We start from the raw sequence: 12,923 nt of genomic DNA, 5'->3' as shown, positions 1-12,923 counted from the left end.
GCCTAGCCCAGCTCTTTTACCTGCCAGTCTTCCAGCAGCGCGCCCGGCATCACCGGCCGGCTGTAGTAGTAGCCCTGCGCCAGGTTGCAGCCGTGGCGCAGCAAGAACTCCGCCTGCTCGGCAGTCTCCACCCCTTCGGCGATCACCGACAGGTTCAGGCTCTTGCCAAGCTGGATGATCGCGATCGTGATCGCTTCGTCATTGATGTCGGTCGAGATGTCCTTGATGAAGCTGCGGTCGATCTTCAGCGTCTGCACCGGCATCTGCTTGAGGTAGGCCAGCGACGAGTATCCGGTGCCGAAGTCGTCGATCGCCAGTCCCACGCCGATCGCGTGCAGGTCGTTGATGAAGGCCAGCGCGTCGCCGGTATTCATGATCACCGATTCGGTCACTTCAAGCTGCAGGCGCTGCGGATCGAGACCGGTTTCGGCCAGCACGTCGGCCACCATGCTGGCGATGCTGCCGCGCTCGAACTGCTTGACCGACAGGTTGACCGCGATCTTCGGCACCACCAGGCCCTGCCCTTCCCAGCGAATCATCTGGCGGCACGCCTCGTACAGCACCCACTTGCCGAGCTGGCTGATGAAGCCGATGTCTTCCGCCAGCGGAATGAAGCGGGCCGGCGGCACCACGCCCAGCTCCGGGCTGTTCCAGCGCACCAGCGCTTCAACCCCGATCAGGCGGCCGGTGTCGATTTCGACCTGCGGCTGGTAGTTCAGGAAAATCTCGTTCTTGTCGATCGAGCGGCGCAGCATCGCTTCGAGGCGCAGGCGCTCGACGCCCTCGCCCGTCATCGACGGCGCGTAGAACTGGTAGCCGTTGCGGCCGCGCGCCTTGGCCTGGTACATGGCGACGTCGGCGTTCCGGATCAGCATGTTCAGATCGATCGCGTCGCTCGGATACAGGCTGATACCGACGCTGCCGGTGACGAACAGCTCGTAATCGGAGACCAGGAAAGGCTGCTCGAACATGGCCATCAGCTTTTCGGCGACCAGCGCTGCGCCGTAGGCGCCGTCGACGTTTTCGAGCAGGACGATGAACTCGTCGCCGCCCAGCCGCGCCAGGGTGTCGCCCTCGCGCAGGCGCTCCGACAAGGCGCCCGCCACCTTGATCAACAGCTCGTCGCCAACATGATGGCCGAGCGTGTCGTTAACGTTCTTGAAGCGGTCAAGGTCGATGAACAGCACCGCGAGCTGCTCGTCCATCCGGCTGGCGCGCTGCAGCGCGTGCTGCAACCGGTCGTGGAACAGCAGGCGGTTCGGCAGCGCCGTCAGCGGATCGTGGTGCGCCATGTGATCAAGCTTTTCCTGCGATTCCTTGGCCGCCGTGATGTCGCTGAAGACGCCGACATAATGGGTGATCCTGCCGCTGCGGTCGCGCATGACCGACACGGTCAGCCACTCCGGGTATACCTCGCCGTTTTTGCGGCGGTTCCAGATTTCGCCGCGCCAGAAGCCTTTGGTCTCCTGCTCCGCCCACATCGCCTGGTGGAACGCGGCGTCGTGGCGGTCGGAACGCGTGATACTGGCCGGCTGGCCGATCGCTTCGTGCTCGCTGTAGCCGGTAATCTGGGTAAATGCCGGATTGACGGCGACAATGCGGCGTTCCGCGTCGACCACCATCACGCCGTCGGCGATGTGCTCCAGCACCGTGGCGGACAGGCGCAGCTTTTCTTCGGCCTGCTTGCGTTCGCTGATGTCGGCGTAGACCCAAATGCTGCCTTCGTTCGGATGCAGCGGATCGAGCGCGCAGCCGCTGACCATGCACCAGAACGTCGAGCCGTCGCGCTTGTGGTATTCGCGCTCTTCGCTGAAGTCGCGGCCGTGCGACAGGCCAGGATGCTGGCGCATGCCGCCCAGCGCGAAGTCCATGCGCGAGTTGAAGAACACGTCGGTCGAGACGCCGGCCAGTTCGCCGCTGCCGTAGCCGAACAGCTCCTCGCAGCGGCGGTTGGCCGACACCACGTGGCGCCCGCGCACGAACATCACGCCGAACATCACGTTATCGAGAATCGCGCTTTGTTCAGCCAGCAGGCCTTCGATGCGCATCTCGTTGTGTTTGCGCTCGCTGATGTCGGTCAGGATGCCGTCGATCCATTCGACCGCGCCGGCGCCGTCGGCGCGCGGATGGCCCTTCTCGGACACCCAGCGCTCGGTGCCGGTGGCGTCCTGAATGCGGTACTCGATTTCGTAGGGCTGGCCGGTGCGGCTGGCCTCGCGCACCGCGCCGTATTGGAGGCGGCGGTGCTCGGGCGAGACCAGGTCGGTCCAGGCGTCGGTGGTGGCGCGCATGAACTGCGATGCCGGGTAGCCGGAGATATCCTCGATGGCGTCGCTGACGAAGTCGATCGCGCCGCCGCGGCGCGCGCGGAACACCGCGCCGGGAACCTGGGTGACGATGGTGCGGAAACGCTCTTCGCGGCGGCCGATGTCTTCAAACAGGTGCTTGATCGCGATCCGCATCTGCTCCATCTGGCTGCCCAGGCGGCCGAGTTCGTCGTTGCCGTCGAGGTCGAGGCGGGTTTCGAAGTCGCCGCGCGACAAGCGGTCGGAGAACCCCATCAGCTTGCGCATCGGGACAATCAGTCGGCGGTTCAGGAACAGGATAATGAGCAGGAGGGAGATGGCGATCTGGCCGAACAGCACCAGCGCGTATTTCGATTGCTTTGAACGCAGGTCCTGCTGGCTGCGGGCGTCGTCCATCGCGACCAGGATGCGGCCGATGCGCTCGCCGCGCACCATGATGTCGCGTTCGGCCTTGAAGACGTTGCCGACCGGGCGATTGGGCGACGTCACGTCCATGAACTGGGTGTCGGCCTGGCCGATCACCCGCACCTGCAGCACCGATGGGTCGCGCATGACGGAATCGACCAGCGAATGGGCCGACTCGGCGTTCATGTTCCAGAGCGACTCCTGCATGCCGAGCGCAAGAATGTCGGCGTTGCGCTGGAGCGATTCGCTCAGGGCGGTCCCGGCCGACTTCTGTTCCTGCACGCCGATCAGCAGGTAGCTGCCGATAATCGCGGGGAACACCAGTCCGCCGATCACAACCAGTAGCAAGGCGCCGTAGATCGATCGTCCGTACAAAATACCCAGCTTGGCGCGCAGTTGGCGATAGGGCGTGCTATGCATGCAGTGGCAATACCATATGTGCTATCCCCGGAAAGGCCGAGACCTGATCGCTCAATTGATTACAGAAACGAATTACTCTATGGCAAGTCCGATGCCGGCGTCAAGGCATGGCGGGTATTTGCGCGGGCCATGTTCAAAAAGTTGACAAACCGTGATCGGATGACAACAAGCGGCCCCCAGCACGAACGCCGGCAAGTTGTTATTATCGCTGCATCTTTCAACCAGGACCATACCATGAGCTTTTCAATGTACGAGGCCTCCGTGCCAGTTTTCACCCAGATCCTCAACAGCCTGTCCGCCATCATCGACAAGGCCGAAGCCCACGCCAGCGAAAAAAACATCGACCCTGCCGCCCTTCTGCAGGCGCGGCTGTACCCGGACATGTTCCCTTTCCTGCGCCAGGTCCAGGTAGCGACCGACTTCGCCAAGGGCTGTTCGGCCCGTCTGGCCGGCGCCGAAGTGCCGCGTTATGACGACACCGAAACCAGTTTCGCCGACCTGCGCGAGCGCATCGCCCGCACCGTCGCCTTCATCGGCGGCCTGCCGCGCGACGCCATTGAAGCGAGCGCCCAGCGCGACATCGTCACCGGCAGCGGCGCCAAGGTGCGCGAGTTCAAGGGCCAGGACTACCTCGTCCATTACGCGATGGCGCACTTCTACTTCCACGCCACCACCGCCTACGCCCTGCTGCGCCACAACGGCGTTGAAGTCGGCAAGAAGGACTTCATCGGAAGCTATTAATCAGTAGTAATGATCCGGCATCGGGGACAGATCCCGATGCCGGCATGTTTCACGTTATTTGTTGCGCCGCGGGTAGCCCTGCGACAGGATGCGCTTCCAGACCTGTTCTTTCTCTGCAGGCGCCATCGAGACCCAGTGCGCCACTTCGACCACCGAGCGCCCGCAGCCGCGGCAAATCTCGTCGAACGTCGTCGAACAGACCGCCACGCACGGCGTGTCCGGCCGCTCGGGCAGCTTGTCTTCTTCCGTCATCGCGTCCTTATTTTGCTGGGCCGACATTGAGCGCGTCCCAGCCGTCATGACCGAGCTTTTCCATCGTTTCAATGTTCTTGTCGAAGATCTCGCTGGCTTCCGGGAACGCCTCCACCGCGCGCTCGATGCTGTCTTCACGCAGCAAGTGCAAAATCGGGTAAGGCGCGCGGTTGGTGTAGTTGCTGATGTCGTTGATGTCGGTCTCGGCGAACTGATATTCCGGATGGAAACTGGCAACCTGGATTTCGCCGTCAAGCTGCATGTCTTCGACTGCGGCATCGGCCACGTCGAGAAATTCGTTGTAGTCGGCAAAGTCGTTCAGCACGAACGGATGGATCAGCAGCGTCGTGTCGATCTCTTCCGCCGGCGTGTCTGAAAGCAATTGCAGCTCGTTCATCAACGTTTCAAGCAGCACCTCGACGGTGGTGGCATTCGAGACCACGTAACGCACCTGCTTCTTGACGTGGACAGCCTTGGCGAACGGGCACAGGTTCAGGCCGATGACCGCCTGTTCCAGCCAGCGCTCGGTGGCCGCGATGATCTGGTCGTCGTCGGCGTTGATGTTCTGGGTACTCATGGAATGCTTTCAACTAAAAAAGAATGCTCGCGCAAAACCAGATTGTACGCACTCTTTGCGTCTCATCATAGTTTCTGACCCGCGCGGGCGTAGCGTCAAGGCCATGGTTTCACGGGTCGCGCGAAATATCTTTATGGCAACATCGGTGGCAAGCGCGGCGGCGCCCCAAACGACGGATGAGCGATCGCTCCCGCAGCGCGAACTTGAACATACCCCCAGGGGGTACCCATCATGTCGCCGCAATTTGCACGATGATAAATTGATATTTTTTTCGCATACCCCCGTTTATCATTTGATAACTCATCGGAAAAAAATTTGCGGAATATTTGCCTGCGGCAATGCCGATTCGCTTGACGTCGGGGCATTGTCCTACGTACACTCGGCCTTGTTCATGTCAGTCCGATTCTTGGACGCAACAATGGAAAGCTATGAAAACAACTACCCGTCCTACCATCGCACTGGCAGCACTGCTTGTCTTCCTGGCTCCCATCACCCAAGCGGGCGCTGATTTCGCCTCCTCCGCACCGGCGGCGGCAGTGGCCAAGCCCCTCGTTGCGCCTTACGCCCCGCTCAAGGTTGAAGAATTCAAGGAAACGGACGTCTGGGGCCGCATCCGCACCGGCTACGCCATTCCTGACATCGACAATTCCCTCGTCGGCAACCATACCAAGTGGTACAGCACGCGCCCGGATTACCTGGCGCGGGTGTCGACCCGCGCATCGCGCTATATGTTCCACGTCGTCCAGGAACTGGAAAAGCGCGGCATGCCGACCGAACTGGCTTTGCTGCCAATCATCGAATCGGCATTCAACCCGCAAGCCTATTCCAGCGCTGACGCTGCCGGCATGTGGCAGTTCGTGCCTGGCACCGGCCGCGACTACGACCTGAAGCAAAACATGTTCAAGGACGAGCGACGCGGCGTGCTGGCCTCGACCGACGCCGCCCTCTCCTACCTGCAGAAGCTGTACGTGATGTTCGGCGACTGGCAACTCGCCCTTGCCGCCTATAACTGGGGCGAAGGCAACGTCCAGCGCGCCATCAAGAAGAACCAGGCGCTCGGCAAACCAACCGACTTCGAGAGCCTGGCGGCCCACATGCCTGCGGAAACGCGCAACTATGTGCCGAAGCTGCAGGCCGTCAAGAATATCGTCAGCAACCCGGCCCAGTACGGCGTGTCGCTGCCGGTGATCGACAACCAGCCTTACTTTACCGTCATCGACAAGACCAGCGACATCGACCTCGCCGTTGCTGCCCAGCTGGCCGAACTGTCGATGGACGAGTTCAAGGCGCTCAATCCGCAGTTCAACCGCCCGGTCATCACCGGCGGCGAACGGACCAAGATTTTGCTCCCGAAAGAAAACGCCGAGAAATTCCACGTGAACCTGGCGCAATGGGGCGAAGCCTTGTCGAGCTGGACCACGCACCGGATCACCGGCGCCAGGGAAAGCATCAACAGCCTGGCATCGCGCTTTGGCACCACCCCGGAAGTGATTCGCCAAGCCAATAATATCCCGGCGCGTACCGTGTTGAAGGCCGGTTCGACCATCCTGGTGCCGCGCACCTCGGCCACCATCCATACCGACATCGCCGATCACGTTATCGACAACGCGGTCATGGCGTTTGAAGCAGAGCGCAGCGCCAAGAAGCGCGGCGGCAAGAAAATGACCAACTCGCAGAAGGTCAAGGCCAAGGTCGCATCGATCAAGAGCCGCATGAGCCGCACGTCGGCCAAGTCGCGCGCCCCAAAGCGCCGCTAATCGACTCCCGCCACAGGGCGCGGCCCCGCATCGATGGTGCGGGCCGCGCCCTTTGACTTTTCGCCAGCCCCGCGCACGGATCTGCATATTCCGTGCAAACACAGTGAAAGTACTGTATAGTTCGATTTGTGCGCTGCAATACGTTTCTCGCAAATTAGCTTAGCGATGGCAATACGCAGTTACAAAGAAGTAAAACTAGCAGCTTCGCAAGCCTAGGCATGTCCACCGGACAGCCTCAATAAAGCCCTCCCGCCTTGTGTGTCGCACCTGACACCGTCCCGGCGCAAAGCTTTTGTGCCGAAATTTCTTTTCATCTCAGAGTTATTTCGTTTGTTGGTTGGCGTTGCTATTTTGCGCTCGAAGGCATGTGCCCGAGCGCTGATCTATACCGAAAGAAAAGAAAACAATGAGTTTTGAAGCATTAGGCCTCCACGCGTCTATCGTAAAAGCAGCAACCGATGCCGGCTACACCACGCCGACCCCTGTACAAGAGCAAGCGATTCCTGCGGGTATCGCGGGCCGTGACCTGCTGGTGTCCTCGCAGACCGGTTCGGGCAAGACCGCGGCATTCATGCTGCCAGCCCTGCACAAGCTCGCTCTCGCCGAGCAAGCGCCTGTCGCCCCGCGCGGCGCCCCTGGCGAGCGTCCACGTTTCAAGGCAGCACAGCCGAAGATGCTGGTGCTGACCCCAACCCGCGAACTGGCACTGCAAGTGACCAGCGCGACCGAAAAATACGGTACCCAGATCCGCCGCATCCGCGCCGTCTCGATCCTGGGCGGCATGCCTTACCCTAAGCAGATGCAACTGCTGGCCAAGAATCCAGAGATCCTCGTGGCGACCCCAGGCCGCCTGATCGATCACATGGAATCGGGCAAGATCGACTTCTCGCAACTGGAAATCCTGGTGCTGGACGAAGCTGACCGCATGCTGGACATGGGCTTCATCGACGACATCGAGAAGATCATCGCTGCAACGCCAGCTGGCCGCCAGACGATGCTGTTCTCGGCAACCCTGGACGGCATGGTCGGCAATATGGCGCGCCGCATCACCAAAGATCCGATGGTCATCCAGATCACCAGTTCGTCGAGCAAGCACGAGAACATCGTGCAGCGCGTCCACTTCGTCGACGACCTGTCGCACAAAAACCGCCTGCTGGACCACCTGCTGCGCGACGAGACGCTCGACCAGGCAGTTGTCTTCACCGCCACCAAGCGTGACGCCGACACCATCGCCGACCGCCTGAACATCGCCGGTTTCTCGGCCGCCGCGCTGCATGGCGACATGCACCAGGGCGCCCGTAACCGCACGCTCGACGGCCTGCGCCGCGGCAATGTAAAGGTACTGGTCGCGACCGACGTGGCAGCACGCGGCATCGACGTCCCGACCATCACGCACGTGTTCAACTACGACTTGCCGAAGTTCCCTGAGGACTACGTTCACCGCATCGGCCGCACCGGCCGCGCCGGCCGCAACGGCCTGGCGATCTCGCTGGTGAACCACGCCGAAGGCATGAACGTCAAGCGTATCGAGCGCTTCACCAAGCAGCTGATCCCGGTCAACGTCATCGAAGGTTTCGAGCCAAAGCGCACCGCTTCGGCGCCACGTTCGGCGGCACGTCCAGGCACCTGGAAACCGGGCGACAACCGCACCGGCGCCAAGCCAGGCCAGCGCACCTTCAGCAAGCCAGGCGCACCGCGCCGCGAAGGCGCCCCTGCGGGCGGCGGCTACAAGGGTTCGAACCCACGCTCGGCCGACGGCGCACGCCGCACCTACGGCGACCGTTAATCGTTCAGGCGCTTACATGAAAAGCGGCTACCTCGGTAGCCGCTTTTTTTACGCCCTCGTTCAGAATGCGCAGGTGCGGAACCCGGCGAAGATGTCATCGCGCTGCGGCAGATAGAAGTTTCTGAAGCGCGCCGAGCCAAACCGCGACGGCGTCGCAAACGACGCGCCGCGCAGCACCTGGTGCGTCATGAACCACGGCGCCGAATACTCGCGGTACGGGCCCGGTGCGAATCCCGGATACGGCTCGAACGGCGACGCCGTCCATTCCCACAGCTGGCCCCAGGTGAAGCCCGGCTGCCCGGACACCGCTGCGTACTCCCATTCCGCCTCGGTCGGCAGGCGCCGCTCCGCCCACATGCAGTAAGCCTGCGCCTCGAACAGCGTCACATGGCGCACCGCCTCATGCGGATCGAGCGTCTGCAGCCGGCCAAACCGGCTGGCCAGCCAGCGCCCGCCGTCGCGCTGCCAGTAGCGCGGGGCCGACCGCTCCTGCCCCATCAGCCACGCCTGCCCGGCCTGGCTCCAGTAGCCGGCGCGCTGGTAGCCGCCGTCGGCGATGAACTCCGCGTACTGCTCATTGGTGACCAGCGCCGCATCGATCGCAAACGGCGGCACGTAGCACGGGTGCGCCAGCTTCTCGTTGTCGAACACAAAGCCGTTCTCCTGCGCGCCGCCCAGCTGGATCGTGGCGCCGGGATAGGCGATTTCGCGCGGCGCCACGGCCCCGCCGATGTCCTTCATCAGCTCCGGCGGCGCCGCCACGCCGAGCTGCTGCAGCGCGTGCAGCAGCGCTTCGCCGTGCATGTCTTCATGCGCCAGCACCAGCCGGTACGGGTACAGCGCCTGGTCCACGCTGGCTTCGCGCGAAAGCTTGTCGAGCACCCGGTCGAGCACTTCGTTGCAGTAGGTCTTGAGCGAGCCGGTGTTGGGCAGGTCGAGCGTCCAGCGGCTGCGGTGCGCCACCGTGTTGGAGTCGAACCAGTCGTCGCCGCGCGTGAGCAGCGAGTGGCCGGCGGCGTCGGCCGGATGGCTGGACGCGGCCTGGCGCAGCACAAACCACTCGGCGAACCACGCGGTATGGCCGAGCTCCCACAGCGGCGGGTTGATGGTGGCGATGTGCGGCACCCGGGCCGGTACGCCGTAACCGGCATGGGCCAGGCAATCGAACAGGCGCAGCGTATAATTTCTGGCAGACTGCAGCGCTTCTGACAATTGTTGGGGCCTGGCCTGCCTGAACGATGCGGTGATTGGGTTCATGGCAGGATTGTAACGACTTTTGAAGGAGCGGACCCGGTGCAACGCGTAACCATCGTCAGCCCGGCCTTGGCCGAGGCAAATAACGGCAACTGGCAGACCGCCATGCGCTGGGCGCACTTCCTCACGCCCGCCTACGACGTCAACATCAGCGCGTCGTGGTCACCCGTCACCGGCTCGGCCCCCGACCTGCTGATCGCGCTGCACGCGCGCCGCTCGGCCGCCGCGCTGGCCGCCTTTGCCGAACAACACCCCGACCGGCCGCGCGTGCTGGTGTTGACCGGCACCGACCTGTACCGCGACATCCACGACGACCCCGCCGCCCAGGCCTCGCTGGCGCACGCCGATGTGCTGGTGCTGCTGCAGGAAGCCGGCATTGCCGTGCTGCCGCCGCGCTACCGCGCCAAGGCGCGCCTGATCTGGCAGTCGGCGCCAGCGCTGCCGCATGTGCCGCACGCGGCCGGCATCGATGAATTCACGTTCGCCATGATCGGCCACCTGCGTCCTGAAAAAGACCCGCTGACCTTCATGCGCGCGGCCCGGCTGGTGGCGCATGACAGCGCCCGCTTCATCCATATCGGCGGCGCGCTCGACGAGCAGCTCGGCGCCGCCGCCGGGGACACCGCAGAAGCCGACCCGCGCTACCAGTGGATGGGCAACCTGGCCCATCCGGCGGCGCGCATGGCGCTGGCGTGCAGCGACGCGCTGGTGATCGCGTCGGTGATGGAAGGCGGCGCCAACGTCATCATCGAGGCCGTCACCAGCGGCGTGCCGGTGCTGGCCAGCGACATCGACGGCAACCGCGGCATGCTGGGGGCCGGCTACCAAGGCTACTTCCCGCTCGGCGACGCCCCCGCGCTGGCCGCATTGATGGCGCGCTGCATCGACGACCCGGCTTTCCTCGAGCGGCTGCAAGCGCAGTGCGGCGCGCGCGCCGCGCTGTTTGCGCCGCAAGCCGAGCAAGCAGCCGTGCGCGACATGGTGGATAATCTGCTCATCGCACGGCACGCCGGCACCCACTGATATCGGAACCTCCATGAGCACAGCACCAGAGCAAACCATCAAACTCACCTCGTTCTCGCATGGCGGCGGCTGCGGCTGCAAGATCGCGCCGGGCGTGCTGTCCGAGATCCTGAAGAATTCGACCGGCTTCCCGGTGCCGAAAGAACTGCTGGTCGGCATCGAGACCGCCGACGATGCCGCGGTCTACAAGCTCAATGACGAACAGGCGCTGATCGCCACCACCGACTTCTTCATGCCGATCGTCGACGACCCGTTCGACTTCGGCCGGATTGCCGCCACCAACGCCATCTCCGACGTCTACGCCATGGGCGGCACGCCGATCATGGCGCTCGCGCTGGTCGGCATGCCGGTCAACAAGCTGCCGATCGAGACGATCGGCCAGATCATCCGCGGCGGCGAGTCGATCTGCGCCGAAGCGGGCATTCCGATCGCCGGCGGCCACACCATCGATTCGGTCGAGCCGATCTACGGCCTGGTCGTCCTCGGGCTGGTGCATCCGTCGAAGGTCAAGCGCAATGCCGATGCCAGGGCCGGCGATGTGCTCATCCTGGGCAAGCCGCTCGGCGTCGGCGTGCTGTCGGCGGCGCTGAAAAAAGATGCGCTCGATGCCGACGGCTATGCCGCCATGATCGAGAACACGACAAAGCTGAACAAGCCCGGCAAGGCCCTGGCCGACATGCCCGGCGTGCATGCGATGACCGATATCACCGGCTTCGGCCTGCTCGGCCACCTGCTGGAACTGGCGCGCGGCGCCAAGCTTGAAGCACAGCTCGACATGGCCAGCATTCCGCTGCTGCCGGGCGTCGAACAGCTGGCGCGCGATGGCTTCTTCACCGGCGCCTCCGGCCGCAACTGGGACGCCTACGGCAGCGATGTCACGCTGTTCGAGGGCATCGCCGCGGCCCAGCAAGCCTTGCTGACCGATCCGCAGACCTCCGGCGGCCTGCTGGTATCGGTCGACCCGGCCATCGCCGACGAGGTGCTGGCGCTGTTCGCGCGCGAAGGCTTCGCGCATGCGGCCGTGGTCGGCCGGATGGCGGCCGGCGCGCCACGGGTTTGCGTGAGCGCCTGAGCGCTTAAAAGCCGCTGAGCCGGAACAGCCCGTGCGGCCGGTCCGGATTGCTCGCATCCGGGTCATAACTCAGTTGCAACCCTGTGCCGGCAGCCCGCACGGGCAGTTTCTGGATCAGGTTGTAGCGCGCCCCGTCGGCATACGCCGTCGACCCGGCGAAGCTGGCCGACTGCGACAGCCAGCCCAGGCTCGCCAGCTGCCGGTCGATCAGCGTCTCGCAGCACAGTCCCGATCCATACACACCGACGCCATACGGCGACAGGCCGTCGGCCGCGGCCGCGAAGGCCATCTTGATGCCGGCGAAATAGTCGCCCACCGGGCCTTCCAGGTCGGCTTCGGTGGCGTCGTAGTCGACCGCGAAATAGATCGCCGAGCCGGCCGGCTGGCCGATCGTCGCCCGCGCCATGTTGAACGCCGCCGCGCCATCGGCCACGCCTTGGGCGCGGCTGAAAAAGCTGGCGTGGGTCGCGGCCGTCTCCCACACCGCGCCGATCAGCAGGCCGGCGGCCGACAAGGCGCGCGCCTCGCCCAGCGACAGGTTCTTGGCGGCGTTGTGGCTGTAGTAGCGCATCGCGAAGTCATAGCCCTGCGAGCGCAGCGCGCTGGCGTGGCGGGTCAGCTCGGCGGCTGTGTCGAGTCCTTTGAGGGCGGGCATAACGTACTCCTTCACATGAACGATTGGGGCGGCAGCAAGCGCCTGACAGCGGCGCGCGCGGCACCCAGGACCGAGCGAACGGCTAGCAGGCAGGCGATCAGGATCGCGATCCGGACTGAGGTGAGATTCATTTCAGGCATCCTTTTTTTATCGGTGGCGTCGGCAGCTGGCGACGAAAAATCGCTCCGCCGCATCGACTAATGTGCCACCGGGATACATTCATGCAATTGATAAAAAACAAGGCCTGTGACGCGCCGTGCGCGCCGCGCGCGGCGTACTATTGTCAGCTCATCCAACCCCAAAGAGGAGAATGTCATGGCGTACGTCGATGGTTTCGTGGTGGCAGTAAAGAAGCAGGATGTGGAGCGCTACAAGGAGATGTCCACCACCTGCGGCAAGATCTGGCGCGAGCTGGGCGCGCTTGAATTTCGCGAGTGCATGGGCGACGACGTCAAGCCCGGCAAGTTGACGTCCTTTCCGCAAAGCGTGATGCTCGAAGAAGGCGAAGTGGTGTTCTTTTCGTGGATTGTCTACCCATCGCGCGCCAGCCGCGACGAGATCAACGACAAGGTCATGAAGGATCCGCGCATGGCGCAGTGGATGAAGCCGGAGAACATGCCCTTTGACGGCAAGCGCATGATCTACGGCGGCTTCGAGATGGTGGTCGACGTATAA

11 protein-coding genes are annotated in these 12,923 nt (G+C 63.6%); 6 read left to right on the top strand and 5 right to left on the bottom strand.

Translation table 11 applies throughout. The features are described 5' to 3' along the window. Positions 1–2: 2 nt before the first annotated feature. Positions 3–3,131, bottom strand: coding sequence for a bifunctional diguanylate cyclase/phosphodiesterase (locus tag I4X03_RS08310; protein ID WP_223467755.1), 3,129 nt, complete (start codon positions 3,129–3,131; stop codon positions 3–5). Between the two features lie 234 nt (positions 3,132–3,365). Between I4X03_RS08310 and I4X03_RS08305 the strand changes: the two genes are divergently transcribed. Further along, positions 3,366–3,872, top strand: a complete 507-nt coding sequence (locus tag I4X03_RS08305) for a DUF1993 domain-containing protein (RefSeq protein WP_223467754.1) — start codon at positions 3,366–3,368, stop codon at positions 3,870–3,872. A gap of 54 nt (positions 3,873–3,926) precedes the next feature. Here I4X03_RS08305 and I4X03_RS08300 read toward each other — a convergent pair whose 3' ends face one another. Both I4X03_RS08300 and I4X03_RS08295 read right to left on the bottom strand, forming a co-directional pair. Further along, positions 3,927–4,151, bottom strand: a complete 225-nt coding sequence (locus I4X03_RS08300) for a DUF1289 domain-containing protein (protein WP_223467753.1) — start codon at positions 4,149–4,151, stop codon at positions 3,927–3,929. Further along, on the bottom strand, positions 4,132–4,701 hold the full coding sequence (locus I4X03_RS08295) for a DUF1415 domain-containing protein (protein ID WP_223467752.1): 570 nt from the start codon (positions 4,699–4,701) through the stop codon (positions 4,132–4,134). Before I4X03_RS08295 ends, I4X03_RS08300 begins: the two co-directional genes overlap by 20 nt. Before the next feature lie 428 nt (positions 4,702–5,129). On the opposite strand from I4X03_RS08295, the gene I4X03_RS08290 reads away from it, so the two are divergent. Together I4X03_RS08290 and I4X03_RS08285 are read left to right on the top strand one after the other, a co-directional pair. Further along, complete coding sequence (locus I4X03_RS08290) at positions 5,130–6,458, top strand: transglycosylase SLT domain-containing protein (RefSeq protein ID WP_223467751.1); 1,329 nt, start codon at positions 5,130–5,132, stop codon at positions 6,456–6,458. A 406-nt stretch (positions 6,459–6,864) separates the two neighbouring features. Then, positions 6,865–8,244: a DEAD/DEAH box helicase gene (locus tag I4X03_RS08285; RefSeq protein WP_223467750.1), complete on the top strand. Its 1,380-nt coding sequence runs from the start codon at positions 6,865–6,867 to the stop codon at positions 8,242–8,244. Positions 8,245–8,304: 60 nt separating this feature from the next. Here the strand turns inward: I4X03_RS08285 and senA are convergent, their stop codons facing one another. Next, positions 8,305–9,501 carry a selenoneine synthase SenA gene (gene senA, locus I4X03_RS08280; RefSeq protein WP_223467749.1) on the bottom strand — a complete coding sequence of 399 codons (1,197 nt, stop codon included), beginning with the start codon at positions 9,499–9,501 and terminating at the stop codon, positions 8,305–8,307. A 36-nt stretch (positions 9,502–9,537) separates the two neighbouring features. Between senA and senB the strand changes: the two genes are divergently transcribed. Continuing rightward, a complete protein-coding gene (gene senB / locus I4X03_RS08275; protein WP_223467748.1) occupies positions 9,538–10,521 on the top strand; it encodes a selenoneine biosynthesis selenosugar synthase SenB in 984 nt (327 codons plus the stop codon). A 13-nt stretch (positions 10,522–10,534) separates the two neighbouring features. Beyond that, positions 10,535–11,593, top strand: coding sequence for a selenide, water dikinase SelD (gene selD, locus I4X03_RS08270; protein ID WP_223467747.1), 1,059 nt, complete (start codon positions 10,535–10,537; stop codon positions 11,591–11,593). Between the two features lie 4 nt (positions 11,594–11,597). On the opposite strand, the gene I4X03_RS08265 is transcribed toward selD, so the two are convergent. After that, positions 11,598–12,248, bottom strand: a complete 651-nt coding sequence (locus I4X03_RS08265; RefSeq protein ID WP_223467746.1) for a DUF1906 domain-containing protein — start codon at positions 12,246–12,248, stop codon at positions 11,598–11,600. A gap of 315 nt (positions 12,249–12,563) precedes the next feature. Here I4X03_RS08265 and I4X03_RS08260 point away from each other — a divergent pair, with 315 nt between their 5' ends. Then, the gene (locus tag I4X03_RS08260) at positions 12,564–12,923 is read left to right on the top strand and encodes a DUF1428 domain-containing protein (protein ID WP_223467745.1); all 360 of its coding nucleotides are present in this window, start codon (positions 12,564–12,566) and stop codon (positions 12,921–12,923) included.

This window comes from Massilia soli (genome assembly GCF_016809835.1).
GTDB classification, from domain to species: Bacteria; Pseudomonadota; Gammaproteobacteria; order Burkholderiales; family Burkholderiaceae_D; genus Telluria_A; species Telluria_A soli.
The sequence above is the reverse complement of the archived record's forward strand: the minus strand, read 5'-3'. Positions and strand labels throughout refer to the sequence as shown.

What these genes read in the sequence shown, in the direction of transcription:
- I4X03_RS08295 (WP_223467752.1), bottom strand. Translation starts at nt 4,701, where the DNA reads ATGAGTACCCAGAACATCAACGCCGACGACGACCAGATCATCGCGGCC.
- I4X03_RS08300 (WP_223467753.1), bottom strand. Translation starts at nt 4,151, where the DNA reads ATGTCGGCCCAGCAAAATAAGGACGCGATGACGGAAGAAGACAAGCTG.
- I4X03_RS08305 (WP_223467754.1), top strand. Translation starts at nt 3,366, where the DNA reads ATGAGCTTTTCAATGTACGAGGCCTCCGTGCCAGTTTTCACCCAGATC.
- senA (WP_223467749.1), bottom strand. Translation starts at nt 9,501, where the DNA reads ATGAACCCAATCACCGCATCGTTCAGGCAGGCCAGGCCCCAACAATTG.
- I4X03_RS08290 (WP_223467751.1), top strand. Translation starts at nt 5,130, where the DNA reads ATGAAAACAACTACCCGTCCTACCATCGCACTGGCAGCACTGCTTGTC.
- I4X03_RS08265 (WP_223467746.1), bottom strand. Translation starts at nt 12,248, where the DNA reads ATGCCCGCCCTCAAAGGACTCGACACAGCCGCCGAGCTGACCCGCCAC.
- I4X03_RS08260 (WP_223467745.1), top strand. Translation starts at nt 12,564, where the DNA reads ATGGCGTACGTCGATGGTTTCGTGGTGGCAGTAAAGAAGCAGGATGTG.
- selD (WP_223467747.1), top strand. Translation starts at nt 10,535, where the DNA reads ATGAGCACAGCACCAGAGCAAACCATCAAACTCACCTCGTTCTCGCAT.
- I4X03_RS08285 (WP_223467750.1), top strand. Translation starts at nt 6,865, where the DNA reads ATGAGTTTTGAAGCATTAGGCCTCCACGCGTCTATCGTAAAAGCAGCA.
- I4X03_RS08310 (WP_223467755.1), bottom strand. Translation starts at nt 3,131, where the DNA reads ATGCATAGCACGCCCTATCGCCAACTGCGCGCCAAGCTGGGTATTTTG.